Origin of the sequence: Sphingomonas sp. CCH9-E2, assembly GCF_001557215.1 — a bacterium.
In the GTDB taxonomy this organism is placed as follows: domain Bacteria; phylum Pseudomonadota; class Alphaproteobacteria; order Sphingomonadales; family Sphingomonadaceae; genus Sphingomonas.
Window position 1 is genome coordinate 1 of the sequence record NZ_LSJM01000027.1, and the last position, 26,311, is coordinate 26,311.

Consider the following 26,311-nt stretch of genomic DNA (forward strand, 5'->3'; position numbering starts at 1 on the left):
CCGCCACATCCCCGACCGCGCCGCCGCCGCTGCCCACCTCGCCGCCATCGCCCAGCCCGGCGACCGCATCGTCATCATGGGGGCAAGGGACGACACGCTCAGCCTGCTCGCGCAAAGCGTGCGCGACGATTTGGAAAGGAACGCAGTCAAATAGGAAAGCACGCTTGACACAGGCGGACAGCTCTACGTAAAGCTTACTTGTCATTTGAACAAGGGAGCTTTCCAATGCGCAACACCACCCCCGCCGGTCGGCGCTACATCGCCCGGTTCATGCCGCTGATCGCGGTCTATGTCGCGACGCTGTTCATCACGACCTGGGTGATCCGCGAGAGCCAGCCGACCGGCGCACTGCTCGGCCTGCTCTCGGTTTTGCCGGCCCTGCCACTGGTCGGGATCATCGCGGTGATCGGCCTTTATGTCGTTGAGGAGAAAGACGAATATATCCGCTCTCGGATCGTGCATCACATGATGGTCGGCCTTGGCGGCCTGCTGGCGATCATGAGCATCTGGGGCTTCCTCGAGTTCGGCGGCGCGGTCCCGCATTTCCCGACAATGCTGGGCTTCCCGATCTGGTGCGGAATCTGGGGGCTCAGCCAGTGCATCTCGGCCCTGCGTAACCGCAAGTCGGAGGAGGAAGCATGAAGAACCGCCTCCGCGTCCTCCGCGCCGAGCGGGAGTGGAGCCAGCAGGACCTGGCCGAGCGCCTCGAAGTGTCGCGGCAGAGCGTCAATGCGATCGAAACCGGCCGCTACGACCCCTCGCTGCCGCTCGCCTTCAAGATCGCCGACCTGTTCGGGATGACGATCGAAGAGATTTTCACCAATCCCTCGAAGGAGGCCTGAGCCATGTTCCGCCTGATCGCCCTGATGGCCCTCGCCGCCCTGCCGCTGAGCACCCCGACCAGCCACGCCCAGACCGCCGCAGCCCCCGCCGAACAGCGGATGGCGCACATCTCGATCGTCGCTCTCGGTGAAGCCAAGCCGGGTCGCGAGCCACTCTACCTCATCCCCGGCCTGTCCAGCCCCCGTCAGGTCTGGGACGGCATCGCCCCCGGTCTGGCCAAGGACCGGCAAGTGCTGCTGGTCCAGGTTAACGGCTTCGGCGGCGACGCGCTGGGCGAGAATGGCAAGCCCGGCATGACCGACGGCATCATCGCCGACATCCTTACCGACGCTGCCAAGCGCGGTGCCAAGCAGCCTGCAGTGATCGGCCACAGCTATGGCGGCCTGATCGGCATGATGCTCGCCGCCCGCCATCCCGACCGGGTCGGCCGGTTGCTCGTGGTCGATACCCTGCCCTTTTTCGGCAAGCTCTTCGACCCCGCCGCCACCCCCGCCAGCATCGCGCCGCGTGCCGAGCAACTCCGCGCGATGACCGTCGCCGGGGCCGACCGAATGAAGGCGATGCCCAGCGTCACCAGCGACCCCGGCGGTATCTGGTCGAACACGCCGGAAGGCCGGATCAAGGTCGCCAATTGGGGCCTCAAGGCCGATCAGCGTGCCGTCGCCCAGGCGCTCTACGAGGATATCGTCACCGATATCGGCCCGGAACTGGCCAAGGTGACCGCCAAGCCCTTCACCATCCTCTACGCCGCCGGTGTCGGCGAGGCGCAGGCCAAAGCCGTCTGGGAACCCGCCTACGCCGGCACTCCGGCCAAACTGGTCGCGGTCCCCGACAGCTATCACTTCATCATGCTCGACCAGCCCCAGCGCTTCGCCGCGGAGGTGAAGGCGTTCCTCGCCGAATGACCCAACGAAGAAGGGTCGCCCCGGCATCCCGGGACGGCCCTTCTTCAATTCACCCGGTCGCGATCAGGCGATGGTCTGCCCGGTCTTGGCCCAGTCGGACAGGAACCCCTCGATCCCCTTGTCGGTCAGCGGATGCTTGACCAGCTGGCGGATCACCGCCGGCGGCGCAGTCATCACGTCCGCACCCAGCTTGGCGGCTTCGAGGATGTGTATCGGATGGCGGACACTGGCGACCAGAATCTCGGTCTCGAACGCATAATTGTCATAGATCAGGCGGATGTCGCCGATCAGGTCCATGCCATCAAAGCCGATATCGTCATGCCGCCCGACGAACGGCGAAATAAACGTCGCTCCCGCCTTCGCCGCCAGCAACGCCTGATTGGCCGAGAAGCACAAGGTCACATTGACCATCGTCCCGTCACTGGTCAGCGCCTTGCACGCCTTCAGTCCCTCGATCGTCAGCGGCAGCTTGACCGCAACATTGTCAGCGATCTTCCGCACGATCTCCGCCTCGCGCATCATGCCGTCATAATCGAGCGCGACGACCTCGGCCGACACCGGTCCGTCGACAATCTCGCAAATCTCGGCGACGACCTCGAGGAAGTTGCGCCCCGCCTTGTGGATCAGCGACGGGTTGGTGGTCACCCCGTCGAGCAGCCCGGCATCCGCCAGCTCGCGGATATCGTTGGTGTCGGCGGTGTCGGCGAAGAATTTCATCGAGGAACTCCGGTGGAATGTGACAGTTACATGACGTCGCGCTATGCGGAGCGCGACTCCGTTCGCGAAGCCCTCTATCACTGGACTCCCATGCGCTCCATCTTTCTCGTCCTGCCGCTGCTCGCCGCCGCCCCCGCCATGGCGCAGCAGGTCGACGAGCAAATCTGGCTACAGACCAACGCCCAGATCCGCCTCGACGACAATTCGCGCGTGACGCTGGAGGGAATTGCCCGATTCAGCGACGGGCTGGACGGCCTGTTCCACACCGAAATCGGCGGGATCGTCAGCACCAAGGTCGCGGACAATGTCGAGATCGGCATCGGCTATCGCCGCGTGTCAGCCCATGGCAACAGCAGCGCGGCGGATGAAGACCGGCTACGGCAGCAGGTCGTCGCCACCTTTGGCCGCATATCGACCCGCCTGCGTGTCGATCAGCGCTTTCACCCCGGGGGCGACGAGATCGGCTTCCGTATCCGCCCACTGATCCGCTATAATCACCCGCTCGGCGACAAGGGCCTCGCGCTCTTTGTCGGGCATGAGAGCTTCTATATGCCCAACAGCACCGTCTGGGGCCAGCGCAAGGGCTATGACCGGATGCGCAACCAGATCGGTGTCACACTGCCGCTGGCCGAGGGGCTGACCACCGACATTGCCTATCTCAACCAGTACCGCTTCGGCAAAGGCGGTGCGCGCGACCAGATGGATCACGCGCTGAGCCTCCAGCTGACGATCGCGCTCGGCGGCAAACCGCAGCACGAGGACGAATAGCAACGGCCGCTTATGGCCGGGCCGCGGAGCGGTGCGTTAGCGCTTTCCACGCCGCGCAGGAATGCCGATATGGGGCGCCCATGTCCCGCGCCCGCGTCATTGTCCTCAACTCCGCGCTCGGCCCGCTCGACTATCGCGTCCCGCGCGGGATGGCGGTCGAGCCGGGGTCGATCGTCGTCGCCCCGCTCGGGCCGCGCCAGCTGATCGGCGTGGTGTGGGAGGCGGAGCGGCTGCCGACCGAGGAGATCGGCGACAACCGTCTGCGCAACCTGCTCGCCGTTGCCGATGCGCCGCCGATCCCCGCGCCGCTGCGGCGCCTGATCGAATGGACCGCCGACTATTATCTCGCCCCGCTCGCATCGGTGCTGCGGATGGCGCTCAGCTCGACCTCGGCGCTGGAGGGCGGCAAGACCATTGTCGAATATCGCGCGACCGGTGAAATCCCGCAGCGCATGACCGCGCAGCGCGAGCAGGCGCTGGAGCGGATCGGCGACCGTCAGGGCCTGATCCGCGAACTCGCAACGATCGCCGATGTCTCCGACGGCGTGATCCGCGGACTGGTCAAGAGCGGCGCGATCGAGGGGGTGACGGTCGCGCTCGACACGCCCTACCCGCTCCCGGACCCAGGCTTCGCCGCACCCGAGCTGTCCGACGAACAGGAAACGGTCGCGGCCACGCTGCGCGACGCGGTGCGCGACCGACAGTTCCAGCCCTTCCTCCTCGACGGCGTCACCGGATCGGGCAAGACCGAAGTCTATTTCGAGGCGGTCGCCGAAGCGATCCGCGCCGGGCGTCAGACGTTGGTGATGCTCCCCGAAATTGCGCTGACCGAACCCTTCCTCAAGCGCTTCCACGCCCGTTTCGGAGTCGAGCCGGTCGCTTGGCACTCGGGCCTGCGCCAGTCCCAGCGCCGCCGCGCCTGGCGCGCCATCGCCAATGGTGAAGCGCTGGTCACCGTCGGCGCGCGCTCGTCGCTGTTCCTGCCCTACCCCAATCTCGGCCTGATCGTCGTGGATGAAGCGCACGAGACCAGCTTCAAGCAGGAAGAGGGCGTCCATTATCACGCGCGCGACGTCGCCGTGATGCGCGCGCATTTCGAGGGCTGCCCGATCGTGCTCGCCAGCGCCACACCGGCGATCGAAACCCGGCAACAGGTCGCGCTGGGCCGCTACACCGAGCTCAAGCTGCCCGGCCGCTATGGCGTGGCCGAGATGCCCGCGATCGAAGCAATCGACCTGCTCGCCGACCCGCCGATGCGGGGTCGCTGGCTCGCGCCCAAGCTGGTCCGCGCGATCGACACGACGCTGGAGCGCAAGGAACAGGTGCTGCTGTTCCTCAATCGCCGCGGCTATGCCCCGCTCACCCTGTGCCGCACCTGCGGGCATCGCTTCCAATGCCCCAATTGCACGGCGTGGATGGTCGAGCATCGGTTGATCAACCGCCTCGCCTGCCACCATTGCGGACACACCATCCCGACGCCGCGCGCCTGCCCGGAATGCGACAGTGAGGACAGCTTGGTCGCCTGCGGCCCCGGGGTGGAGCGCATCGCCGACGAGGTTGCGGCGCTGTTCCCGGACGCCAAGACCGCCATCGTCACCTCCGACACGATCTGGTCCCCGGCCAAAGCGGCGGAGTTCGTCGCGCGGATGGAGGCGGGCGACATCGACATCGTCGTCGGCACGCAATTGGTGACCAAGGGCTATCACTTCCCCAATCTGACCCTGGTCGGGGTGGTCGATGCCGATCTCGGCCTTGAGGGCGGCGATCTGCGCGCGGCGGAGCGCAGCTTCCAGCAGATCTGCCAAGTCGCGGGGCGCGCCGGGCGCGGCGAAAAGCCCGGCACCGTCCTCATCCAGACGCACAGCCCCAAGGCCCCGGTGATGCGCGCATTGGTCAGCGGCGATGCCGAGGGCTTCTATGCCGCCGAGACCGAGGCAAGGCGCGAGGCGGGAGCCCCGCCTTTCGGTCGCTATGCCGCGATCATCGTGTCGAGCGAGGACAAGGACGCCGGGCTCGACACCGCCCGCGCAATCGGTCGCAGCGCGCCGCAGGTGGAGGCAATGCAGGTCTTCGGCCCCGCCCCCGCCCCGCTCGCGATGCTGCGTGGCCGCCACCGCTTCCGCCTGCTCGTTCACGCCCGCCGGGCGCTCGACGTGCAGGATGTGATCCGCGACTGGCTCGGCGCGCTGGAATGGCCCGCCAAGGTGCGCGTGGTGGTCGATGTCGACCCCTACAACTTCCTGTGATCGTTACGCGCGTAACGTCTCGACATCCGCATTGCGCGCGTTAGCATCGCATCATCGAACAATAGGGGGTTCGTAATGTCGTTTCTTTCCATTCGCGGCGTGCGCGCCGCGGTGCGTGGAGCAGTCTGCGCAGCGCTTTTCCTCATCCCGGCGACCGCATCGGCGGAATGGTATGAGGCGAGTACCAAGCATTTCGTGCTCTACGCCAATGACGATCCCAAGTTCATCGAACGCTATACTGCGGCGCTGGAACGCTTCGATCTGGCAATGCGCAAGTTCCGCAATGTCGAGGACCGCGAGATCGCGCCGGTCGATCGCGTGACGATCTACATGCTGCCGGGTATCAACTCGATGGCCGATCTGGGACGCGATGGCGCGGCCGGCTTCTATATCCCGCGCGCTGGTGGCTCGGTCGCCTTTACGATCAAGGAAGGGAGCAAGCCCAACCCCGGATCGCGAACGCGGGTGGACGAACGGTTCGAACTGAATCCGACCCAGGTGCTGCGTCATGAATATGGCCACCACTTCATGTTCAACAATTTCAGCGCAGCGGCGCTGCCGATGTGGCTGACCGAAGGCTTTGCCGAGTTTCACGCGACCGCAGAAGATCTGCCCGACGGCAGCGTGCGCTTTGGCCGCATCCCGCTCTACCGTGCGGCGAATTTCGAGTTCACCGACGCCTGCTCGGTCGGCTTGGTGTTGCGCACGTCCGACCTGCGCAAACTGGGCGGGTGCCAGGTTTCGCATATCTATGCCTATGGCTGGCTCGCGACGCATTATTTCACCTTCGCGCCCGGCGGACCCAAGCTGATCGGCGACTACATCACCGCCGTGAACCGCGGCGAGCCGCTGGAGAAAGCCGTCGCTGCGTTCGGCAATGTCGATGCGCTGGCCGGCGAAATGCAGCGTTATCTGAACGCCAAGAGCCGGACGGTCTTCGCCGTCCCCGCAGCATCGCTGAACACTGCAGCCCCGGTGATGCGCAAGCTCTCGCCGGCGGAAGCCGCGACGATGTCGGTTCGCATCCGCTCAAAGGCCGGGGTTTCGGAGAATGAGGCGCCCAAAGTCTATGAGGCTGCCGTCCGCGCTGCCGCGCCCTATCCCAACGACCCCGCCGCCCAGCTTGTCCTGGCGGAAGCCGCATATGACGCCAAGAAGTATGCCGAGGCCGCTGCCGCAGCACAGCGCGTCGTGGACGCCAATCCCAAATCGACCAAGGGGCTGGTCTATCTCGGCCTCGCCAAGCTTGAACTTGCCCGGGCGGCCAAGACGACCGACGTCAAGGTCTGGCGTGAGGCGCGGTCATGGCTTGTCAGCGCGAACAAGGCCGATCCCTATGACGCAGAGCCGCTGCTGCACTACTACCGCAGCTTTCTCGCGGCCGGCGAGCGTCCGACCAAGAATGCCGAGGAGGGATTGCTTCAGGCATCGGAATTCGTGCCGCACGATCGCACGCTGCTGTTTGATGTCGCCTATGTGATGCTGGGTCGAAACGACCCCAAGGCCGCCCGATCGGCGCTGCAGGTCATTGCATACAACCCGCACGGAACCGGCAAATCCGTTGCCAACAAGCTGATCGACATGATCGACAAGAATGATCTCGCCGGAGCGATGGCGAAGCTGCAACCCTATCTCGCCGATCCGAACTATCGCGATCCGGAGGACAAACGGCGCGGTTGACGATGCCAGCGCCGCCGCCGTGCGCAGCGCATGGCGGCGGCGCTGGATCGACCGATTCAGCCTAGCGGGTGGCCGCTTGCCCGTCGCGGCCGATCGATTAGGTTGCCGTCGAAAGGGAGCCGACGCAATGTTCCGCCATTTCCTGATCCTGCTCGCTCTGCTCACGCCGATGACGGCGCAGGCGGAATGGACGCGTGCCGAATCGCGCAACTTCATCGCCTATAGCGAAGGCGGTGCGGACGACCTCAAGAAGCGGGTCGCCGACCTGGAGAAATTCGGGCTGATCCTGCAGGCGCTGACCGGTGCCAAGCGTCCGCGCGAGGTGCCGGTCAAGATCACCGTCTATTTCATGCGCACCACCGAAGAGGTTCAGGAAACGCTGCCGTTCCCGACCTATGGCGTCGCCGGCTATTACAACACGACGATGCGCGGGCCGTTCACGGTCATGCCGCGGATCAGCGCCCGCGCGCCGAGCGACGGGCGGCAGCGCGGTCTGACCTTGTCGGCCAAGGCGATCCTGCAGCATGAGCTGACCCACCATTTCACCTTCCAGTATTTCACGACGGCCTATCCCGCCTGGTATACCGAAGGGTTCGCCGACTATGCCGGCGCGATCGAGATTGACGATGCGAATGTGGTCAAGCTCGGCCTGTTCCTGCAGGATCGCGCGGCGTCGCTGCGGACGTCGGAATGGGTGCCGCTGCGCCAGTTGATGAACCCCGACCCGCGCAAGCCCGGCCCCGGCTTTGCGGTCTATTCGCAGGGGTGGATCACGGTCCATTATCTCAACAGCACCCCCGAAGGGCGCAAGATGCTGAACGCCTATCTCACCGCGATCAGCCGCGGCGCGACCTTTGGCGACGCGCTCAAAGTGTTTGGCGACATCGACGCACTGGACCGCGACGTGCGTGCCTATTCGCGCCGCTCAACGCTGGATGCGACCGCGACCCGCTACGAAAATCTCGATGTCGGGCCGATCGCGGTTCGGCCCCTGTCGCCGGCCGAAGATGCGCTGCTCCCGATCCAGATCTCGCTGAGTTCGGGCGTCGCGGCCAAGCGCGTGCAGGGCTTTGCCGATCGGGTGCGCGATCTCGCCCGGCCCTATCCCGACGATCCCTATGCGCGGCGCATCCTGATCGACACCGAATATCTCGCGGGGAACGACGCGGCGGCAATGGCGCTGGCCGATGGCTGGCTCGCCGCCCAACCGGCCGATCCATGGGCCAATTATTTCAAGGGCGAGATCGCGACGGCCATGCTGGTCAAGGCCAAATCGACCGACGACGCGGCCTGGGCCGAAGCGCGGGCGCGCATCGCCGTCGCCATGAAGGCGGTCCCGACCGAACCGCGCTTCGCCCGCGCTTATTATGAAAGCTATTCGCGGCGCGGCGTCTTGCCCCCGGCAACGGCACAAAATGCGCTGGTCGAAGCGATGTTTCTGATCCCGCGCGAAGGTACGCTGCGCTACATGGTCGCCGCCGATTTCGAGCAGCGCGGCATGATCGACGAAGCGATCGCGACGATCGGGCCGCTCGCCTTCGGCATTGCCGACGAGACCGACCGGGAAAAACGGCGGCGCGAACGGGTGCAGGAGCAATATCGCGAGGCTGGCGACGATGTCGACCGCGAGACCCCGCGCGAAATGCTCGTGCGCCTGCTGTCCAAGAAGGAAGCCGCCGACGGCGCGAAATCCGCCAAGCCCGCTGCGCAATAGCGGGCTTGCGCTTGAAGCCCGGTTTCGCGCAGGACTGCGGTGATGCCGATGCTCGCCTTGATTCACCGCCTGCTGCTGGCGCTCGCGCTGGCCATCGGCCTGTCCGCCACCCCCGCGCGCGCGGATGACGACATTTCCGCCGCAGGGCGCGGCGTGGTGCGGATCGTCACCATCGCCACGGTCGAGGGTGAGGTGGTCGGGTTCGGCCATGGCAGCGGCTTTGCCGTCGCACCCAATCGCGTGCTGACCAATGCCCATGTGGTCGAGGCGGCGGAACGCTACCCCGGCAACGTCCTGATCGGTGTCGTTCCGTCGGAGGGCGACAAGTCGTTCCAGGGCCGGCTGATCGCGATCGACAGCGACCGCGATCTCGCGCTGATCGAATTCACCGGCATCCGCCTGCCCGCGCTGACCTTTTATTCCGGGCCGATCAGCGAGGGGAATGCGATGATCGCGCTCGGCTATCCGGGCAATGTCGATCTCGCCACCGCGCGCACCGCGACGGACTTCATCACGCCGCTCACCCCGATCCGTTCCCAGGGCGTGTTCTCGGGTCGCCGCGACCTGCAGGGGGTGAAGGTATTGCTCCACACCGCCGGGATTGCGCGCGGCAATTCGGGCGGGCCGTTGCTCGATCCGTGCGGGCGCGTGCTCGGCGTCAACGCGGCGCTGACCCGCGCCGATGATGGCGACGCCAGCTTCGGCTTTGCGATCAGCAATGAAGAGGTCGCCGCCTTCCTGCGTGAGGCGAAACAGCCGATGCCGTCCAACGGCGTCGCCTGCACCAGCATCGCTGACCGGCTCGCCCAGGACCGCACCGCCGCCGAACAGGCGCGCGCAGCCGACGAACAGCGCGCGCGCGAGGCCGCCGCCAAGGCTGCGGCGGATCGCGAGGATGCCATTCAGCAGGCGCGCAGTGAGAATATCGTGACGCGCGAAAACCATATGGCCGGAGCGGCGCTGCTGCTCGTGCTGGGGGCCTTTGCGGTCGGCGTTGCCGGATTGCTGCTGATCCGCGAGCAACGGCGCGAGGCGATCTTGACCGCCGTCGGCGGCGGCGCGCTGATCGTTGCATCGGTCGCCACCTTCGTGCTGCGCCCCGCGTTCGATCCCAGCGCGATCGACGGTGCCGCGCGCGTCGCCGTGCCGCCGCCGGTCGCTCAGCCCGGGAGCCTCGGCAAGATGGTCTGCACCATCGACCCGGTCCGCTCGCGCGTGACCGTGTCGGATACCAAGGATGTGACGATCGACATCAACCCCGATGGCTGCGTCAACGGCCGCACCCAATATGCCGAGGCGGGTCAGAATTGGCAGCGCATCCTGGTCCCGGACGATGAGGCGACGGTGTCGGTGCTGGAATATGCGCCGACCACGCGGACTTATTCGACCACGCGTTATCTGCTTTCCGCCGCGCAGATGGACGCTGCGCGCAAGCGCCGCGCCGACGTGAAGGTCAAATCCTGCTCGACCGATCCCGCAGCGCGGGCTGACCTCGCCACCCGGCAACAATCGATCCGCACTGCCCTGCCCCAGATCTTCAACGAGCGCCTGGTCTATAGTTGCAAACCGGCGGGCTGAGATGGGCTGGCGCGCGATGACGGGTGCCGACCTGCCGGTGGTCGCGCAGATTTCGGCGGCGGTCCACGGTCGCTATGGCGAGCCGGTCGAGGTCTATGCCGAGCGACTGGCGCTGTGGCCGACGGGATGTTTCGTCTGGCAGCAGGGCGACGCGATCGCTGGGCTGCTTGTCGCCCATCCCTGGCACCGCGCCACCTCGCCCGCGCTGGGCGCGCTGCTCGGCGCCATCCCGCCCGACGCCGACAGCTTCTACCTCCACGACATCGCGCTCCTGCCCGAGACGCGCGGACGCGGTGCAGGAAGCGCAGCGACAGCGCTCGTGGTTGAACGCGCGCGGCAGGCTGGCTTTCGGGACGTCACATTGGTCGCAGTCAATGGTGCCGAGGCCTTTTGGGCCACGCAGGGCTTCGCCATCGTCGAAGCGGGCGGCTACGGTCCCGGCACCTACCGCATGCGCCGCGCCGTCGCCTAAACCCGGTCGATCCGGGCGGCAAAACAGCCATGCGCAGCATTGTGCGCGTGGATATAGGCGATCTCGGGCCGCGCAAAGAGTTCGCCGATCCGCGCTTCCGCGTCCCCGGCCAGCGCCAATGTAGCACCGCGCAGCATTCCTTCGGCGTCATAACCGCGCAACGCGATCGGGCGGTTGGCGAAAACCGGTGGCAGCGCATCCTCAAACCGCGTCGCCGCCAGTGCCGACTCCCGGACGTAGATCGCATAGGCGTTGCGATAGGGCGTCGCGACCGCATGATCCTCATGGTTGAGCAACAGCAATGTCTCACCCGGATCGGCGTCCTCCAGCGTGATGCGGCACGGATAGCCCGGCTTCGCATCGGCGCGGACGCGGATGACCCCCTGCTCCACCAGTGCAGCGTCAGACTGGCCGAACAGCGGCAGAAACGGGTCGGGGCTCAACCCCGTGACCACATAGCTCATTCTTCCACTCCCTCACGTGCGCGGAGCACTTTCTTGCGCTCGATTCCATAGGCATAGCCGCCCATGCTGCCGTCGCTGCGCTGCGCCCGGTGGCAGGGGATGACGACAGCGACGCTGTTCGCCCCGCACGCCGTGCCCGCCGCGCGCACCGCGCCGGGTCGACCTGCAGCGATCGCAAGCTGGGTATAGCTGCGCGTCTCGCCCGGCGGGATCGCGCGCAACGCCTGCCACACCGCTTCCTGAAACGCCGTGCCGCGCACGTCGAGCGGCAGGTCGGTGTGCCGCCCCGGCTGTTCCACCTCGCCTACCACCCGCGCCGCCAGATGGGCGAGCGCCGCGCCGCCAGCGACGATCTCCGCGCGCGGGAAGCGCGTCGCGAGCGCCAGGCTATCCTCGTCGAACGCTACCCGGCATAGCCCCTTGTCGGTCGCCGCGATCAGCAGCGGCCCCAGGCTCGTCGGCGCAACCGTCCAGCGGATCGTCACCCCCGCTCCGCCATTGCGCCACGCGCTCGGCGTCATCCCCAGCCGGTCGGCGGCGGTTTCGTAAAAGCGGCTGGGCGCGGAATAGCCCGCCTCGTAAATCGCATCGGTCACTTTGCCCTCCGTCTCCAGTGCCGCCGCCGCACGCCGCGCCCGCACCCCGCGTGCATAGGCGGCTGGCGTCACCCCGGTCGCGCGCTTGAACAGGCGCTGGAAATGATGCGGCGCGTAGCCCACCTCGCCCGCCAGCGCCTCGAGCCCGATCGCTTCCTCGGTGCTCTCAAGCAAGGCGACCGCCTTCGCCACCGCCACCCGCTCACGCCCGATCTCGTCTGGCTTGCAGCGCAGGCACGCGCGCAACCCCGTCGCGCGCGCACTCGCCGCGTCGGGAAAGAAGCGGACATTCGCCCGCAACGGATGCCGCGCCGGGCAGCTCGGCTTGCAATAAATGCCCGTGGTCAGCACGCCCGCGATCACCCGCCCGTCATAGGCGCGGTCGCGGCGCTGGAAGGCGTCCCAGGCTTCGTCGTCGGAGAGGATCACGTCGGTCATATGCGCTGATATAGCCGATCAGACGCGCGGTGCTTCCCGCGCATTGCGTCCAAAGCGCGACGCCTTTAGGGGGACGCTTTCCCGCAGCTTTCAGGGCAGGCGAATGGCGGACGCACCTTTGGTCGGCATCATCATGGGCAGCACCTCCGATTGGGAGACGATGCGCCACGCGGCCGAGACGCTCGCCGCGCTCGACGTGCCGCATGAGACCAAGGTCGTCTCCGCCCACCGCACCCCGCAGCGCCTCTACAATTACGCCACTGGTGCAGCCGACCGCGGCCTCAAGGTTGTGATCGCAGGCGCGGGTGGCGCGGCGCATCTGCCCGGCATGGCGGCGTCGATGACGCACCTCCCCGTGCTCGGCGTGCCGGTCGAATCCAAGGCGCTGAAGGGCATGGATAGCCTGCTCTCGATCGTTCAGATGCCCGGCGGCATCCCTGTCGGCACGCTGGCGATCGGCAAGGCGGGTGCGATCAACGCCGGCCTGCTCGCCGCCGCGATCCTCGCCACCAGCGACGCCGGCCTCGCCGAACGGCTCAAGGCATGGCGCGCGCGCCAGACCGAAAGCGTGGCAACGGACCCCGCATGAACGCAATCCCGCCCGGCAGCACCCTCGGCATCCTGGGCAGCGGCCAGCTTGGTCGGATGATCGCGGTCGCCGCCGCCCAGCTTGGCTATCGCTGTCACATCTATGCACCCGAAAGCGGCCCCGCCTGCGACGTCGCCGCAGCGTTCACCCGCGCCGCCTATGACGATGCCGAAGCGCTGGCCGCATTTGCGCGCGACTGCGCTGTCGTCACCTACGAGTTCGAGAATGTCGACCGGACGGCGGTCGATGCGATCGCCGCTTGTGCCCCGGTACGCCCGGGCCGCGCGGCGCTCGAGACCGCCGCGCACCGCTGGAACGAGAAAAAGCTGGCAGAAGAATGCGGTGGTCGCCCCGCGCCGTGGCACCCGGTTGCGTCGCGCGCCGATCTCGACGCTGCGCTCGCCGCGATCGGCACCCCTGCCATCCTCAAGACCGCGACCGAGGGCTATGACGGCAAGGGGCAGGTCCGCCTCGCCACCCTCGCCGATGCCGACGCCGCATGGGAAACGCTCGGCGGGTGCGAATGCGTGCTCGAAGGCTTCGTCACCTTCACCCACGAATTCTCGGTACTGCTGGTGCGTGGCGCCGATGGCACCAGCATCGCCTATCCGACCCCGCATAACGAACATGTCGGCGGCATCCTCGACCGTTCGACGGCGCCAGCCCCGGCGGCCATCCTCGATCAGGCGCCCGCCGCCATCGCGCTGGCAACCCGGATTGCCGAGCGGCTGGACTATGTCGGCGTGCTGACCTGCGAATTCTTTGCCACGCCCGACGGCCCGGTGTTCAACGAAATGGCCCCGCGCGTCCACAATAGCGGCCACTGGACGATCGAGGGCGCCGAAACCTCGCAGTTTGAAAACCATGTCCGCGCGGTGCTCGGCCTTCCGCTCGGCCCGGTCGGGCTTACCGGCAGCGCGGTCGAGATGCGCAACCTGATCGGCGACGACGTCGATGCCTGGCACGACCTGCTCGCCGAACCCGGCGCGCATCTGCATCTCTATGGCAAGCACGAAGCGCGACGAGGCCGCAAAATGGGCCATGTCACGCGGGTGACCCGCTGATTCAGGTCACTTTCTTGTAGATCGTCACGCCCAGGATCAAAAACAGCGCAGCGACGGCCAGCGCGATGAAGAACAGAATCTTCGCGATATCCCAGGCAAACCCTGCGATCCCGCCAAAGCCCAACAGGCCAAGCACGAGCGCGATGATCGCAAAGATGAAGGCGGCACGCAGCATCTGAAATCTCCCTCTATGAGAGGAAGAACGCCCCAATCGCGGGGAGTTGCCCCAGGCACACGAAAAAGCCCGCCACCCTTACGGGCAGCGGGCCATTTCATTTCACGGCATCGCCCGGATCAGGCGCGCGTGCCCTCCATCGGGAAGCTGCCGAACGCGCCAGCCGTCACGGTGCCCTTGATCGCATCGCCATCGACCGTGGCTTCGCAGGTCAGCGTCATCGGCATCGGCACGGTGATGTCGAGCGACCAGCTCAGCGTGTCGCCATCGACCTTGCCATTCTTGATATCGGTCGTGCCCATCGCGCCGGCATAGGTGCCGGTGAAGCTGTCGCCATCGCTGGTGACAGTCAGGGTCGCCTTCTGCGCACCCATCGGTGAGTGGGTTACGGTATCCCAGCTTCCATCGACATTCGCCATGTTCTGCTCTCCTGTAATCCGTTGCGCCTCACTTGCCGCCGGGGCCGACGGCTTCGGGCTTCACCACCTCGACAGGCAGGCCGAGGCTGTCAAGCTGCGGCCGGACCTTCGACGCGTCTCCCACCACGACCCAGACCAGCTTGCTGGGGTCGAGAGCCGCGCGTGCCGCAGCGTCAACCTGCGGGATCGTCAGCGCGCGATATTTTTTCGCGATCTGCTCCTGATAGTCGTCCGGACGGCGCAGGAAGTCGTTCGACTGCATCGCACCGAGCACCGCACCCGCGGTCTCATACTGGCCCGCCTGACGGCGAATCGCGCTGATGACCGAACGGTCGAACTCGGTCTGGGTGATGCCCTTGTCGCCCAGATAGGCCTTCAGTTCCTTCTGGATCTCGGCAATCGCCGGGCCGGTCTTGTCGGCCTGCACCGGCGCGGAAACGGTGAACGGCACCGCATATTCCAGCCGGGCGATGCCGCCGCGCGCGCCATAGGACCACGCCTTGTCCTCGCGCAGGTTCATGTTGATGCGCGACAGAAAGTCGCCGCCGAGCACTTCGGTCGCGGTGCCAAGCGCGATCGGATCGCCGAACGGATCGACCGGAGTCATCTGCGCAGCAAGGATCAGCGACTGCGGCGAATCGGGCCGGTCGATCAGCAGGATCTTCGGCGCGGCTTGTTGCGGCTTGGCGGCGAAGTCCTTGGTCCCGGGGTTGCCTTCCCCCTTCCAGTCGCCGAACTTCGCCTCGAACGCGGCCTGCACTTCTGCGACCGGACGATCCGACACGACGAAGATCTTCGCCTTTTCAGGACGGATCCACGCCTTGTAGTAATTGATCAGGTCGTCGCGGGTCAGCTTCTTCACTGCCTCGGCATCGCCACCGATCGCGGCGGTCTTCGCGTAGGGCGACTCCTTGCCATAAATCAGGGCGGGCATCGCCATCTGCGCCAGGCCAGCCGGGTTCGACCGGACCTGCGCGATCTGCGCCAGCATCTGGCCGCGCACCCGCTCGATCTCTGCCTGCGGGAAGCTCGGGTTGCGGGCGATGTCCGCCATCAGGTCGAGCGAACCGGCAAGGTTCGGGCTCGGCGTGAACAGCGAAATCGTCCCGCGGTCGGCGCTGCTGCCGACATTGATCCCGGCGCCCAGCCGCTCCTGCGCCTCGGCGATCTGGACCGAATTGCGCGTCTTGGTGCCTTCCTCGATCAGCGACAGGGTCATGCCCTCGGTGCCGAGCGCACTCGCCACGTCGGACGCCGTCCCGGCGTCGAAGGTAATGATCGCCTGCGTAACCGGAACGGCGTCGCGCTGGGCATAGACCAGTTCGATCCCGTTCGACAGCTTGGAGCGGGTAACCGCCGGAAAGTCGATATCCTTGACCTCGGCAACGCCGGGCAGCGCGCCGCGCGTGCCCTTGACCACTTCATCCGTCGCTTTGACGGTTGCCTTGGGCGCGGTCGCCGCCTCGGCATAGGCCGCGCGCGGCCCCGGCTCGATCGTCAACGCATAGACCGGGCGCGACAGCCACTTGGCGGTCACGGCGCGCGCCTGCTGCGGCGTCACCGCCGCGAGCTGGGCGAGCTGCTTTTTGTAATAGCCGGGATCGTTCATGTAGAGCGCGCCCGACGCCAGCGTCACCGCCTTGCCGCCGAACCCGCCGACCGACTCCAGGCCGCGGATGCGCGACGATGCGGTGCGCGTCTTGTAGCGCTCCAGCTCCTCGGCGGTCGGGCCGTTCTTCAGATAATCGGCGATGATCTCGTCCAGCCGCTTGCCCACCGTCGCCGGATCGACGCCCGGGCGGACATCGGCGGAGATCAGCACCATACCGGCCTGCGCCAGCGTCTGGTTGAACGCACCGACGCCGACCGCCAGCTTCTCTTGCTTGACCAGGATATTGTCGAGGCGCGAGCTGGCGAGACCGCCGAGCACGCCGATCGACGCATCCAGCACGGTCGAATCCGCATCGCGCATCCCCGGCACCGCCCACATGCGATAGATGCGGGTCACCGCCACGCGGTCCTTCATCACCTCGGCCTTGGCTTCGGCCAGCGTCGGGACGGTCACCTTGGGCTCGACCGTCTTCGGTCCGGCCTTGATCGCGCCGAAATATTTCTCGACGAGCGGGCGTGCGGTCTTGGCGTCGATATCGCCCGCCAGCACCAGCACCGCATTGTTCGGGCCATAATATTGGCGGAACCAGTTCTTCACATCGTCCAGGCTGGCAGCGTCGAGGTCCGCCATCGAACCGATGGTCGAGTGATGATAGGGATGGCCGACCGGGAACAGCCCCTCGGTAATCTTGTAGCGCAGCAGGCCATAGGGCTGGTTGTCGCCCTGACGCTTCTCATTCTGCACGACGCCGCGCTGCTCATCCAGCTTGCCCTGCGTCACCGCGCCGAGCAGATAGCCCATGCGGTCGCTTTCCAGGAACAGCGCGCGGTCCAGCGCCGCACGCGGCACGGTCTGGAAGTAGTTGGTGCGATCGGAATTGGTGGTGCCGTTATAGTCGGTCGCGCCGACTTCCTTCAGCGGCTCGAAAAACTCGCCCGGAGAGTTTTCGGAGCCATTGAACATCAGATGTTCGAACAGATGCGCAAAGCCGGTCTTGCCCTTGGGCTCATGCTTCGAGCCGACATCGTACCACACGGCGACGCCGACGATCGGTGCCTTGCGGTCGGTGTGGACGATCACGCGCAGGCCATTGGCCAGCACGAATTGTTCATAAGGAATGTCCACGCGCTTAACGAGATCGGAAACCGGCACGGCGGCAACCGCCGGGGCAGGGGCCTGCTGGGCGTACGCTGGGGCACTGAGCACGACCGCAAGCGCGGTCAAGCTGACGAAGGCTGATTTCATGATGCGATGAGTTCCCACGGTGGAAGGTATCGATCGCAACAACATACCGGCCTGTCGCGGCCACGCAACCCTGCGTTGTTTTCCCAACTTGCCGCTGCCGAACAGACACGGCAGCATCGCGGCGCGCGACAGAGAATTGCGTCACCGGGCCTTGTGTTGCAGAAATGCAACACCATGTTGTCCGGCGAAAGAAGGCAGGGACAAGCATGAACCTCGAGAAATTCACCGATCGCGCCAAGGGCTTCCTCCAGTCGGCGCAGACCGTGGCGATCCGCATGAACCATCAGCGGATCAGCCCGGAGCATTTGCTCAAGGCGTTGCTCGAAGACGAGCAGGGCATGGCCGCCGGGCTGATCCAGGCCGCGGGCGGCGATGCGAAACGCGCCGTGGCCGAGACCGACGCGGCCCTCGCCCGCGTACCGGCCGTCACCGGCAGCGGCGCGCAACAGGCCCCGGGCCTAGACAATGACGCCGTGCGCGTGCTCGATCAGGCTGAACAGATCGCCGGCAAGGCGGGCGACAGCTTCGTCACGGTCGAGCGGCTGCTGCTCGCCCTCTCCCTCGCCTCGACCACCAATGCCGGGCGCGCGCTCGCCGCGGCGGGCCTCAAGCCCGAAGCCCTTAACGCCGCGATCGACCAGCTGCGCGGCGGCCGCACCGCCGACACGGCGGGGGCGGAGGACCGCTATGACGCGCTCAAGAAGTTCGCGCGCGACCTGACGCAGGCGGCCAAGGACGGCAAGCTCGACCCCGTGATCGGCCGCGACGAGGAAATCCGCCGCACGATCCAGATCCTCGCCCGCCGCACCAAGAACAACCCCGTGCTGATCGGCGACCCCGGCGTCGGCAAGACCGCGATCGCCGAAGGCATGGCGCTGCGCATTGCCAATGGCGACGTCCCCGATACGCTCAAGAACCGCAAGCTGATGGCGCTCGACATGGGCAGCCTGATCGCGGGCGCAAAATATCGCGGCGAGTTCGAGGAGCGGCTGAAGGGTGTGCTCGACGAGGTCAAGGCGGCCGAGGGCGACATCATCCTGTTCATCGACGAGATGCACACGCTGATCGGCGCGGGCAAATCCGAAGGCGCGATGGACGCCGGCAATCTGCTCAAGCCCGCGCTCGCACGCGGCGAGCTGCATTGCATCGGCGCGACCACGCTCGACGAATATCGCAAATATGTCGAAAAGGACCCCGCGCTCCAGCGGCGCTTCCAGCCGGTCTTCATCGGCGAACCGACGGTCGAGGACACGATCTCGATCCTGCGCGGCCTGAAGGAGAAGTATGAGCTGCACCACGGCGTCAGGATCACCGACGCGGCGATCGTCGCCGCGGCGACGCTGAGCAACCGTTACATCTCCGACCGCTTCCTGCCCGACAAGGCGATCGACCTGATGGACGAGGCCGCGAGCCGCATCCGCATGGAGGTGGAGAGCAAGCCCGAGGAAATCGAGACTCTCGACCGCCGCATCGTCCAGCTCAAGATCGAAGAGATGGCGCTCGCCAAGGAAACCGATGCCGCGTCGCAGGATCGGCTGGGCAACCTTCGCCACGAACTCGCCAATCTGGAGCAGCAAAGCGCCGAACTGACCGGCCGCTGGCAGGCGGAAAAGGACAAGATCGCGGGCGAGGCCAAGATCAAGGAACAGCTCGACGCCGCCCGCCTCGAACTCGAACAGGCCCAGCGCGCCGGCGACCTCGCCAAGATGGCCGAGCTCAACTACGGCACGATCCCCGCGCTGACCAAGCAGCTGGAGGCGGCACAGGCCACCACCGGCGTCGCGATGCTGCGCGAGGAAGTGACCGCCGACGACATCGCGGGCGTGGTCAGCCGCTGGACCGGAATCCCCGTGGACCGCATGCTCGAGGGCGAGCGCGAGAAACTGCTCGCGATGGAGGAGCAGCTCGGCAAGCGCGTGATCGGGCAGGCGGCGGCGGTCAAGGCCGTCTCCACCGCCGTGCGCCGCAGCCGCGCCGGGCTGCAGGATCCGAACCGTCCGCTTGGCTCGTTCCTGTTCCTCGGCCCAACCGGCGTCGGCAAGACCGAGCTGACCAAGGCGCTCGCCGAATTCCTGTTCGACGACAGCGCCGCGATGGTGCGCATCGACATGAGCGAGTTCATGGAGAAGCACAGCGTCGCTCGGCTGATCGGCGCCCCTCCCGGCTATGTCGGCTATGAGGAAGGCGGCGTGCTGACCGAAGCGGTCCGCCGTCGCCCGTATCAGGTCGTGCTGTTCGACGAGGTCGAGAAGGCGCATGGCGATGTCTTCAACATTTTGCTGCAGGTGCTCGACGACGGTCGCCTGACCGATGGGCAGGGCCGCACGGTCGATTTCACCAACACGATCATCGTGCTGACCTCGAACCTTGGCAGCCAGTTCCTGACGCAGCTTGAGGACGGCCAGGACGTGTCGAGTGTCGAGCCGCAGGTGATGGAGATCGTCCGCGGCCATTTCCGCCCGGAATTCCTCAACCGGCTCGACGAGATCGTGCTGTTCCACCGCCTTGGCCGCAGCGAGATGGCGCCGATCGTCGATATTCAGGTCGCACGGCTCGGCAAGCTGCTCAAGGATCGCAAGATCAAGCTCGACCTGACGCCGGAGGCACGCGACTGGCTTGGCCGCGTCGGCTACGACCCGGTCTATGGCGCACGCCCGCTGAAGCGCGCCGTACAGCGCTACCTGCAGGACCCGCTCGCCGACGCGATCCTGCGCGGCGAGGTCAAGGACGGCGCGACCGTCAAGGTGAGCGAAGGTGACGGCGGCCTGGTGCTGACCCCGGCATGAGCGACGCAGACTTCAACCTCGCGCCGTCGATCGATGTGGAAGCGCTCGCAGAACGCTTCGCGCGCAGGGGTCGCGTGCAGATCGCGCCCTTCCTCGATCCAGCGGACGCAACCGCGCTCGCCGATCATCTGCTCGCACGCGATGACTGGCGGCAAATCATGAACGCAGGTGAGAAGGTGTATGAGTCGGTTCCCGCCGTCCTTGCAACGCTGACCGACGCACAGCGGACGCGGCTTGAGGAAGTCATGAACGCGGCCGCGCGCGATGGCTTCCAGTATCGCTATCAGACGATCCGCGTACCCGACGATGCGGCCGCACGCGCTGCGCTCAGCGATCCGCTGGCGGTGTTTGCGCGGTTCATGGCGAGCGCGCCCGTGCTCGACTTGCTGGCCCGCATCATCGGCGATACCGACATCAATTTCGCGGATGCTCAGGCAACGATCTACAAAGTCGGCGATTTCCTGACCGGGCATAATGATGGCGTGGCGGGCAAAAAACGCCGCGCTGCCTATGTCTTCGGCATGACGCCGCAATGGCGCGCCGAATGGGGGGGATTGTTGCTGTTCCACGGCGGCAACGGCGGCATTGCGGAAGGCTTTGTCCCGGCGTTCAACACGCTCAGCCTGTTCGCCGTGCCGCAGCAGCACAGCGTAAGCCAGGTGACGCCGTGGGCCGGCGGTCCGCGCCTGTCGGTCACCGGCTGGCTGCGTGCCCTCCCTTGATTCACCGCGTGTAATGACGGAACATGCGCCATGCGCCTCAAGCAGCCCTTCCTGAAGCTCCACAAATCATTCGACGCCGACCGGCTCGCAGCAGAGATACGCGCGCTGCCCGCTGGTGCCTGGCTGCCGCATCCGGGTAATTATCCCGGCAACGACGCCGTCCTGCTGGTCACGCCGGAGGGGCAGATGACCAACGGCTTTACCGGACAGATGAGCGCCACCGATCATCTGCGCGCCTGTCCCTATATCATGGAGGTAATGGCGGACATCGGTGCCGTCTGGGGACGCAGCCGGTTGATGGGGCTGGGCGCGGGTGCCAGCGTGCCGCCGCACGTGGACGTGAATTACCACTGGCGCACGCATATGCGCATCCACATCCCGGTCATCACCAACCCGCGTGTCCTGTTCACGTGCGGCGACGAGAGCGTGCATATGGAGGCTGGCAGCTGCTGGCTGTTCGACTCGTTCCGCATGCACAATGTCCATAATGGCGGCGGCGAGAAGCGGGTCCATCTCGTGCTCGACACGGTCGATGGCGAAGAGATGTGGGACTTGATCGACGAGGCCCAGAACGGAGCGCCCGCCCCGCAGCCGCGCACGCCACGCGCACTGCGGTTCGAAAAGGTCGATATGAACAAGATCATGTCGCCATGGGAAGTGCGCTGTCACATCGCTTTCCTCGCCGAATATGCCGTGCCCGATCCGCGGCTTGAGGGCGCGCTGAACCGGCTCGAACGCTTCGCCGCCGCCTGGACATCGGCCTGGTGCGAATATGAATCCGACCCCGCCGGACTCCCAGAGTATCGGCGCCTGATCGCGGGACTGCGGCAGGATCTGATGGCGAGTGGCGGCGGCAGCCTGCCCCTGCGAAATCAGGTGCCGCTGATCCGGGCGCTGACCGAACTCATTTTCGATGTCGCCGCGCCCAACCCGGCACCGACGGCCCCCGTCGCGCTGGCATCGTGAACCGATGATCCTCTCGCACCGTCATCGCTTCGCCTTTACGGCCATCCCCAAAACAGGAACTCACTCGATCCGGCAGGCGCTGCGTGCACATCTGGGCGAAGAGGATGAGGAACAGGTGCGGCTGTTCGTCGAGAAGCGCATGGCCGCACCCGAACTGGCGCGGCTGGGGCATGGCCATATCAGCCTCGCTGAGCTGCGCCCCGCGCTCGGCGAGGAGCGCTTTGCCGACTATTTCAAATTCGCCTTCGTGCGTAATCCGTTCGACCGCTTCGTGTCCTATTGCGCGTTCGCAACGAGCCAACAGGGGACGTTCAAACACGACCCGCAGGGCGTGATGCGTCACTTCCTGTTCACCGCACCGCCACATCACCACGTGATCTTCCGCCCGCAGCACAGCTTCATCACCGCGCCGGACGGGACGCTGCTCGCCGACCAGCTTGGGCGCGTCGAGGATATGCAGGGCAGCTATGACGCGATCTGCGCCAGGATCGGTATTCCATCGACCCCGCTGGGCCGCGCCAATACGTCCGAGCATCGCGACTATCGCAGTTACTACGACCAAATGCTGATCGACGGGGTCGCGCGACTCTATGCCCGCGACCTTGAGTTGTTCGGTTACGAATTCTAGGGGGCCGCAGCGATGTATCCCAATCCCCGCAAGACCCAATCCATCCGCCGACTGGGGCCGGTCGATGTATCGGCGTTGCGCGCTGCTGTGGCAGCGATTCCGGAGACACTGTGGGACGCCGAAAATGCGGCAAAGCCCAACCGCTTCGAAGCGCTCGATTCGACGCGCCACATCGTATTCCGCTTCGTCGATGGCGTAGATGACTGGCGCCGCAGCCATGACCGCGCGCTATGGGCGCAGTGGCAGCCGCTGCTTGATCCGGTGCTGACCGCTGCGGTCGCGCCCTATGGCTATGCGCGCGGCACCTTCCCACGCGTTATGCTCGCCCGAATGCGCCCCGGCGGGGTGATCCGCCCGCATCGTGATGCCAACCCCGCCGCGAAATGGCCGCACAAGATTCACGTGCCGCTCGAAACCAATGACGGCGTCACCTTCTTCACCGGCGACACGGGACATCATCTGCCGATCGGTGAGGCGGTCGAGGTCGACAATATGGGCGTGCATTCGGTTACGAACGCCGGCGCGACGGATCGCGTGCATCTGATCTTCGAATATTACGACATGGATCAGCCCGATCCGGAGTGGATGGCCGGCCAGAGCTAACCGCCAGATCGACCCGCTAAGCGTTGGCGATCGGTCATTCCCTACTGGTATTGATCACCGGCTTGTTGAACGATTCGGCGGCCGTTTTGCGCGCAGCTTCGGCAATCGCTTCCCACTCCGCACGCGTACGGCAGGTCGTTTTGGCGAAGCGCGTGCCGGTCTGCTTCTGCTGCTTGCACACGCGCTGCTCCGGGTCCGGCTTGGCCGGCTCGTCCGACAGGCCCGCCGCCAACAGGGCAAAGCTGGTGAGGATCATCGGTCGACTCCGTAAAACGCTGAAAACGCGGTCAGGCTAACGCGTTGACCGCCAAGTTCAACTGCCAGTTTCCTGCTCCGCCGACGCTGTGCTGCCATAGCCGAATTCGGCAACCCATGGCTCCAGAATCGGCAGGACCTGCGCCAGCTGTGGGCGATAGCGTTCCCAGCGGCCGGTTGCGCGGGTGTAGATCGGCTCGGTCACTTGCCCATAGCTTGGCGTGCGGATGAAGCCACGCGCCTTGGCGGTGCGCTGATGGTCGAGCACTGACGGATCCCATTCAAGGCCGAGGTCGTCGAACAGCGGCCGCACCGTGCCCTCGACATCCGCGATCATCGCTTCGTAGCGGACTTCATGGACATTGAGCGGAAGAATGCTCCGACACTGCTGCCAATAGGCCATCACGCGATCATACAGCAGGCTGCCGCTGGTCAGATCGAGAAAACTCGCCATCGCCTGGGTCAGCTTGAAATTCTGCATGAAGCAGCTCAGCACTACGTCACACGGGTGCCGCATGGCAAAGATGATCCTGGCATCCGGGAACAGGCGATGGATCAACGGCGCACGCATCATCGATAGCGGGTTCTTGTCGACGATCAGTTTCCCGACCGCGTCCGGTGCGACCCGCGCAAGTTCATCGAAATAACACCCGCGCAGCCGGATCGCCTCATGCTCGTCGATTTCAGCGATCCGGTCGAAGCTGCCCAGCTCGTCGGCCACCTGAGCCAGGATCGGCACTTCTTCCAGCACATGGACCGCCGGGTGCCCCAGCAGGATCGTGTCGAGCAACGTCGTACCAGACCGCGGAAAACCGACCATGAAGACGGGCGAGGCCGGTTCGCGCGGCACGGTGATCGTCGGCCAGCGCGCGAACCACTCGGGCGTCGTGCGCGCCGCCAGCTGCTCGACCTCCGCCTGATAGGCACGACGATCGACGCCCTGCCCCAGCGGAGACTGGGCCATCGCCCAGTGCATCTCTTCGAACGCAGCGAAGGCCAAGCCGGTCTCGCCGAGCTGGTCGGCGACCTGCCCGACGAAATGCGACCGCACCGCCGGGTTGATCGATGCCGACCGCGCATCGCGCGCGAGCGCCAGCGCGGCTTCGAGCTTACCCTGACGCCGCAGCAGCATCGCGTTGAGGTAGTCGATATCCGCGCCCTTTGCGCCACGCGCCTCGGCCTGGCGAAGCAAGGTCTCCAGCTCGGCGATGCGGTTGCCCTGTTCCAGCAAAATGCCGAGGTTGAGCGTGGCCGGCCCGTCCTCCGGCCGGGCATTCAATGCGAAGCGATAGGATTGTTCTGCGCGTTCGCGATCCTCCAGATCCATGAACGCCAGGCCCATGGCGACGAAAATCTCGGGGTTGGTCGAATCGATGCGCGCGGCATCGGCATAGGCGACGAGCGCCTCACGCGAGCGATCGAGGCGGGTCAGCGCGTACCCAAATTCGAGCAATACGGCCGCATTGCGCGGATCGAGCCGCACCGCCTCCTGAAATGCCAGTGCGCTATCCTCGTAGCGCGACATCGACGCCAGCACGCGTCCGATATTGGTGCAGATGATGGCCGAGTCGGGGCGCAGGGTCCGGGCCTGCTGCAATGCGGCCAAGGCCGTTTCCAGCTCGCCAAGTTCATGCCGGATATTGCCGAGATTGTTCCAGCTATCGGCATCCTGCGGATTGGCGTCCACGATCTGTTGATATGCCATAGCCGCTTCCCACGGGCGTCCGAGCGCCTTGAGGATATCGGCGTGAAGGCGGCGCATCGCGTCGGGCTGCCCCGGTGCCCCGGCAAGCGCCTCGGCCTCAGCCAATTCGCCCGCATCGACCAGCGCGCGCGCCAGATTGAAGCGTGATCCGGGATTGTCGCCGCCCGACTTGAGCGCCCGGCGCAGCAGTGGCACGCCCAGCTTCGGTGCGCCGAGCTGGCAATGCGCAATGCCCGCGATCTGCAGCGCAGCTGGATTGTTCGGTGCCGCCTTGAGGACCTGCTCGGCCAGCTGCCGCGCCCCCGCCGGGTCACCACGACCGAAAAGCGCTGCGGCCTTTTGCAGAGTCTGCTGGATGTTCATGCCGTTACCCGAACCCGCGTAGCGCGATCATGCCGGCGGCAGTGCGCGCGCGCTGTGTCATACCGATGCGGGCACCTTGCCCCAAAAAAGAAGGGCGAGGCAATCGCCTCGCCCTTCAAAAGCGGCTGATCCAGTCGGATCAGAACTTGAGCCGCGTCGATACGTAGAAGCGGCGGCCGATGACGTCGTAGGTCGACGGATCGGTGCCCGACTGCACGTTCGGTGCGTAGGTCGGCGGCTTGCGGTCGAACGCGTTGTTCAGACCCAGGCGCAGCGTCATATTGTCGACCTGGCCCTGCAGGGCGAAGTCGAAATACCAGACCGAGCCCGGACCGGTGAACTTCTCGCCGATAAACTGGCGAGCCGCGCGGTTCTCCATCCCGTCGATGTAGCGCACGCGGCTCTGCAGCGAGAACGCCTTGTTCAGGTTGAAGCCGACATTCATCGTGCCCTTCCATTCCGGGAAGCTGGTGCCGAGACCAGCGCCGAAATAGGAAGCGGTGCCCGCATAATCGGTCTGCAGACCGCCAAGGCCGGTCACCTTGAAGTCGAACAGATAGTTCAGGAGCAGGTTGAAGTTGATCGACGATTCCGGCCCGACGAACTCGGTCGGCAGGTTGTAACCAAGCTGGAAGTCGATGCCCGAGGTCTTGACCGACCCCTGGTTGACCGCCTGGAAATAACCCGTTGCCGGATCACCACCCTGGTCTGCCCCCACCGAGTGGACCGATTGGTTTGTTAGTGCATTAAGCTCATCG

At 65.9% G+C, this 26,311-nt stretch carries 24 protein-coding genes and 1 pseudogene; 16 read left to right on the plus strand and 9 right to left on the minus strand.

Annotated elements, in window-relative coordinates:
* Positions 1 to 225 precede the first annotated feature (225 nt).
* From AX681_RS01295 to AX681_RS01305, 3 genes are read left to right on the plus strand one after another with little or no spacing between them, the layout of a single operon-like run.
* Entirely contained in the window at positions 226 to 642 is a 417-nt protein-coding gene (locus tag AX681_RS01295; RefSeq protein ID WP_066656342.1) for a hypothetical protein, read from the plus strand.
* Positions 639 to 842: a helix-turn-helix transcriptional regulator gene (locus AX681_RS01300; RefSeq protein ID WP_066656350.1), complete on the plus strand. Its 204-nt coding sequence runs from the start codon at positions 639 to 641 to the stop codon at positions 840 to 842. The genes AX681_RS01295 and AX681_RS01300 overlap by 4 nt, the downstream gene beginning before the upstream one ends.
* Positions 843 to 845: 3 nt before the next feature.
* Entirely contained in the window at positions 846 to 1,748 is a 903-nt protein-coding gene (locus AX681_RS01305) for an alpha/beta fold hydrolase (RefSeq protein ID WP_066656351.1), read from the plus strand.
* Positions 1,749 to 1,811: 63 nt separating this feature from the next.
* Here AX681_RS01305 and fsa read toward each other — a convergent pair whose 3' ends face one another.
* Entirely contained in the window at positions 1,812 to 2,465 is a 654-nt protein-coding gene (fsa, locus tag AX681_RS01310; RefSeq protein WP_066656352.1) for a fructose-6-phosphate aldolase, read from the minus strand.
* A gap of 30 nt (positions 2,466 to 2,495) precedes the next feature.
* Here fsa and AX681_RS01315 point away from each other — a divergent pair, with 30 nt between their 5' ends.
* From AX681_RS01315 to AX681_RS01340, 6 genes are all read left to right on the plus strand, one after another.
* The gene (locus AX681_RS01315) at positions 2,496 to 3,233 is read left to right on the plus strand and encodes a DUF2490 domain-containing protein (protein ID WP_231733641.1); all 738 of its coding nucleotides are present in this window, start codon (positions 2,496 to 2,498) and stop codon (positions 3,231 to 3,233) included.
* A gap of 80 nt (positions 3,234 to 3,313) precedes the next feature.
* Entirely contained in the window at positions 3,314 to 5,479 is a 2,166-nt protein-coding gene (locus tag AX681_RS01320) for a primosomal protein N' (protein ID WP_066681553.1), read from the plus strand.
* A 75-nt stretch (positions 5,480 to 5,554) separates the two neighbouring features.
* Positions 5,555 to 7,159 (plus strand): hypothetical protein, encoded by a 1,605-nt coding sequence (locus AX681_RS01325; protein ID WP_066656124.1) that lies wholly within the window; start codon positions 5,555 to 5,557, stop codon positions 7,157 to 7,159.
* Positions 7,160 to 7,286: 127 nt separating this feature from the next.
* Positions 7,287 to 8,873 (plus strand): tetratricopeptide repeat protein, encoded by a 1,587-nt coding sequence (locus AX681_RS01330; protein WP_066656127.1) that lies wholly within the window; start codon positions 7,287 to 7,289, stop codon positions 8,871 to 8,873.
* Between the two features lie 42 nt (positions 8,874 to 8,915).
* Positions 8,916 to 10,451, plus strand: coding sequence for a trypsin-like peptidase domain-containing protein (locus AX681_RS01335; protein ID WP_231733633.1), 1,536 nt, complete (start codon positions 8,916 to 8,918; stop codon positions 10,449 to 10,451).
* A 1-nt stretch (position 10,452) separates the two neighbouring features.
* Positions 10,453 to 10,923 (plus strand): GNAT family N-acetyltransferase, encoded by a 471-nt coding sequence (locus tag AX681_RS01340; RefSeq protein ID WP_066656130.1) that lies wholly within the window; start codon positions 10,453 to 10,455, stop codon positions 10,921 to 10,923.
* On the opposite strand, the gene AX681_RS01345 is transcribed toward AX681_RS01340, so the two are convergent.
* On the minus strand, positions 10,920 to 11,387 hold the full coding sequence (locus tag AX681_RS01345) for a DUF1203 domain-containing protein (protein WP_066656132.1): 468 nt from the start codon (positions 11,385 to 11,387) through the stop codon (positions 10,920 to 10,922). The two genes, AX681_RS01340 and AX681_RS01345, sit on opposite strands and share 4 nt — an antisense overlap.
* Entirely contained in the window at positions 11,384 to 12,421 is a 1,038-nt protein-coding gene (ada, locus tag AX681_RS01350) for a bifunctional DNA-binding transcriptional regulator/O6-methylguanine-DNA methyltransferase Ada (protein WP_066656134.1), read from the minus strand. Before ada ends, AX681_RS01345 begins: the two co-directional genes overlap by 4 nt.
* Before the next feature lie 103 nt (positions 12,422 to 12,524).
* Between ada and purE the strand changes: the two genes are divergently transcribed.
* Together purE and AX681_RS01360 are read left to right on the plus strand one after the other, a co-directional pair.
* A complete protein-coding gene (gene purE / locus AX681_RS01355) occupies positions 12,525 to 13,010 on the plus strand; it encodes a 5-(carboxyamino)imidazole ribonucleotide mutase (RefSeq protein WP_066656137.1) in 486 nt (161 codons plus the stop codon).
* On the plus strand, positions 13,007 to 14,074 hold the full coding sequence (locus AX681_RS01360; protein WP_066656140.1) for a 5-(carboxyamino)imidazole ribonucleotide synthase: 1,068 nt from the start codon (positions 13,007 to 13,009) through the stop codon (positions 14,072 to 14,074). The genes purE and AX681_RS01360 overlap by 4 nt, the downstream gene beginning before the upstream one ends.
* Position 14,075: 1 nt before the next feature.
* On the opposite strand, the gene AX681_RS21220 is transcribed toward AX681_RS01360, so the two are convergent.
* From AX681_RS21220 to AX681_RS01370, 3 genes are all read right to left on the minus strand, one after another.
* Positions 14,076 to 14,249 carry a DUF1328 domain-containing protein gene (locus AX681_RS21220; RefSeq protein WP_082737790.1) on the minus strand — a complete coding sequence of 58 codons (174 nt, stop codon included), beginning with the start codon at positions 14,247 to 14,249 and terminating at the stop codon, positions 14,076 to 14,078.
* Positions 14,250 to 14,368: 119 nt separating this feature from the next.
* Positions 14,369 to 14,668 (minus strand): hypothetical protein, encoded by a 300-nt coding sequence (locus AX681_RS01365; RefSeq protein WP_066656143.1) that lies wholly within the window; start codon positions 14,666 to 14,668, stop codon positions 14,369 to 14,371.
* A 28-nt stretch (positions 14,669 to 14,696) separates the two neighbouring features.
* A complete protein-coding gene (locus AX681_RS01370; RefSeq protein ID WP_066656146.1) occupies positions 14,697 to 17,525 on the minus strand; it encodes a M16 family metallopeptidase in 2,829 nt (942 codons plus the stop codon).
* Between the two features lie 206 nt (positions 17,526 to 17,731).
* Between AX681_RS01370 and clpB the strand changes: the two genes are divergently transcribed.
* The 5 genes from clpB to AX681_RS01395 are packed head-to-tail and all read left to right on the plus strand — an operon-like array spanning position 17,732 to position 23,230.
* Positions 17,732 to 20,311, plus strand: a complete 2,580-nt coding sequence (clpB, locus tag AX681_RS01375; RefSeq protein WP_066656148.1) for an ATP-dependent chaperone ClpB — start codon at positions 17,732 to 17,734, stop codon at positions 20,309 to 20,311.
* Positions 20,308 to 21,033, plus strand: coding sequence for a 2OG-Fe(II) oxygenase (locus AX681_RS01380; protein WP_066656151.1), 726 nt, complete (start codon positions 20,308 to 20,310; stop codon positions 21,031 to 21,033). The genes clpB and AX681_RS01380 overlap by 4 nt, the downstream gene beginning before the upstream one ends.
* Before the next feature lie 30 nt (positions 21,034 to 21,063).
* On the plus strand, positions 21,064 to 21,999 hold the full coding sequence (locus AX681_RS01385) for an aspartyl/asparaginyl beta-hydroxylase domain-containing protein (protein WP_066656154.1): 936 nt from the start codon (positions 21,064 to 21,066) through the stop codon (positions 21,997 to 21,999).
* A 4-nt stretch (positions 22,000 to 22,003) separates the two neighbouring features.
* Entirely contained in the window at positions 22,004 to 22,627 is a 624-nt protein-coding gene (locus tag AX681_RS01390; RefSeq protein WP_066656157.1) for a sulfotransferase family 2 domain-containing protein, read from the plus strand.
* A gap of 12 nt (positions 22,628 to 22,639) precedes the next feature.
* On the plus strand, positions 22,640 to 23,230 hold the full coding sequence (locus AX681_RS01395; RefSeq protein WP_066656159.1) for an aspartyl/asparaginyl beta-hydroxylase domain-containing protein: 591 nt from the start codon (positions 22,640 to 22,642) through the stop codon (positions 23,228 to 23,230).
* 34 nt (positions 23,231 to 23,264) lie between these two features.
* Here AX681_RS01395 and AX681_RS01400 read toward each other — a convergent pair whose 3' ends face one another.
* From AX681_RS01400 to AX681_RS01410, 3 genes and pseudogenes are all read right to left on the minus strand, one after another.
* Positions 23,265 to 23,486 (minus strand): hypothetical protein, encoded by a 222-nt coding sequence (locus AX681_RS01400; protein WP_066656162.1) that lies wholly within the window; start codon positions 23,484 to 23,486, stop codon positions 23,265 to 23,267.
* 57 nt (positions 23,487 to 23,543) lie between these two features.
* On the minus strand, positions 23,544 to 25,553 hold the full coding sequence (locus AX681_RS01405) for a tetratricopeptide repeat-containing sulfotransferase family protein (protein ID WP_066656164.1): 2,010 nt from the start codon (positions 25,551 to 25,553) through the stop codon (positions 23,544 to 23,546).
* Positions 25,554 to 25,692: 139 nt separating this feature from the next.
* Positions 25,693 to 26,311 (minus strand): annotated as a pseudogene (locus AX681_RS01410) (TonB-dependent receptor); the annotation flags it as partial.

What these genes read in the sequence shown, in the direction of transcription:
- AX681_RS01390 (WP_066656157.1), top strand. Translation starts at nt 22,004, where the DNA reads ATGATCCTCTCGCACCGTCATCGCTTCGCCTTTACGGCCATCCCCAAA.
- AX681_RS01295 (WP_066656342.1), top strand. Translation starts at nt 226, where the DNA reads ATGCGCAACACCACCCCCGCCGGTCGGCGCTACATCGCCCGGTTCATG.
- AX681_RS01320 (WP_066681553.1), top strand. Translation starts at nt 3,314, where the DNA reads ATGTCCCGCGCCCGCGTCATTGTCCTCAACTCCGCGCTCGGCCCGCTC.
- AX681_RS01325 (WP_066656124.1), top strand. Translation starts at nt 5,555, where the DNA reads ATGTCGTTTCTTTCCATTCGCGGCGTGCGCGCCGCGGTGCGTGGAGCA.
- AX681_RS01340 (WP_066656130.1), top strand. Translation starts at nt 10,453, where the DNA reads ATGGGCTGGCGCGCGATGACGGGTGCCGACCTGCCGGTGGTCGCGCAG.
- AX681_RS01385 (WP_066656154.1), top strand. Translation starts at nt 21,064, where the DNA reads ATGCGCCTCAAGCAGCCCTTCCTGAAGCTCCACAAATCATTCGACGCC.
- AX681_RS01300 (WP_066656350.1), top strand. Translation starts at nt 639, where the DNA reads ATGAAGAACCGCCTCCGCGTCCTCCGCGCCGAGCGGGAGTGGAGCCAG.
- AX681_RS01405 (WP_066656164.1), bottom strand. Translation starts at nt 25,553, where the DNA reads ATGAACATCCAGCAGACTCTGCAAAAGGCCGCAGCGCTTTTCGGTCGT.
- ada (WP_066656134.1), bottom strand. Translation starts at nt 12,421, where the DNA reads ATGACCGACGTGATCCTCTCCGACGACGAAGCCTGGGACGCCTTCCAG.
- AX681_RS01370 (WP_066656146.1), bottom strand. Translation starts at nt 17,525, where the DNA reads ATGAAATCAGCCTTCGTCAGCTTGACCGCGCTTGCGGTCGTGCTCAGT.
- AX681_RS01400 (WP_066656162.1), bottom strand. Translation starts at nt 23,486, where the DNA reads ATGATCCTCACCAGCTTTGCCCTGTTGGCGGCGGGCCTGTCGGACGAG.
- AX681_RS01305 (WP_066656351.1), top strand. Translation starts at nt 846, where the DNA reads ATGTTCCGCCTGATCGCCCTGATGGCCCTCGCCGCCCTGCCGCTGAGC.
- AX681_RS01360 (WP_066656140.1), top strand. Translation starts at nt 13,007, where the DNA reads ATGAACGCAATCCCGCCCGGCAGCACCCTCGGCATCCTGGGCAGCGGC.
- AX681_RS01315 (WP_231733641.1), top strand. Translation starts at nt 2,496, where the DNA reads ATGACGTCGCGCTATGCGGAGCGCGACTCCGTTCGCGAAGCCCTCTAT.
- AX681_RS21220 (WP_082737790.1), bottom strand. Translation starts at nt 14,249, where the DNA reads ATGCTGCGTGCCGCCTTCATCTTTGCGATCATCGCGCTCGTGCTTGGC.
- AX681_RS01330 (WP_066656127.1), top strand. Translation starts at nt 7,287, where the DNA reads ATGTTCCGCCATTTCCTGATCCTGCTCGCTCTGCTCACGCCGATGACG.
- AX681_RS01335 (WP_231733633.1), top strand. Translation starts at nt 8,916, where the DNA reads ATGCCGATGCTCGCCTTGATTCACCGCCTGCTGCTGGCGCTCGCGCTG.
- fsa (WP_066656352.1), bottom strand. Translation starts at nt 2,465, where the DNA reads ATGAAATTCTTCGCCGACACCGCCGACACCAACGATATCCGCGAGCTG.
- AX681_RS01395 (WP_066656159.1), top strand. Translation starts at nt 22,640, where the DNA reads ATGTATCCCAATCCCCGCAAGACCCAATCCATCCGCCGACTGGGGCCG.
- clpB (WP_066656148.1), top strand. Translation starts at nt 17,732, where the DNA reads ATGAACCTCGAGAAATTCACCGATCGCGCCAAGGGCTTCCTCCAGTCG.
- AX681_RS01365 (WP_066656143.1), bottom strand. Translation starts at nt 14,668, where the DNA reads ATGGCGAATGTCGATGGAAGCTGGGATACCGTAACCCACTCACCGATG.
- AX681_RS01345 (WP_066656132.1), bottom strand. Translation starts at nt 11,387, where the DNA reads ATGAGCTATGTGGTCACGGGGTTGAGCCCCGACCCGTTTCTGCCGCTG.
- AX681_RS01380 (WP_066656151.1), top strand. Translation starts at nt 20,308, where the DNA reads ATGAGCGACGCAGACTTCAACCTCGCGCCGTCGATCGATGTGGAAGCG.
- purE (WP_066656137.1), top strand. Translation starts at nt 12,525, where the DNA reads ATGGCGGACGCACCTTTGGTCGGCATCATCATGGGCAGCACCTCCGAT.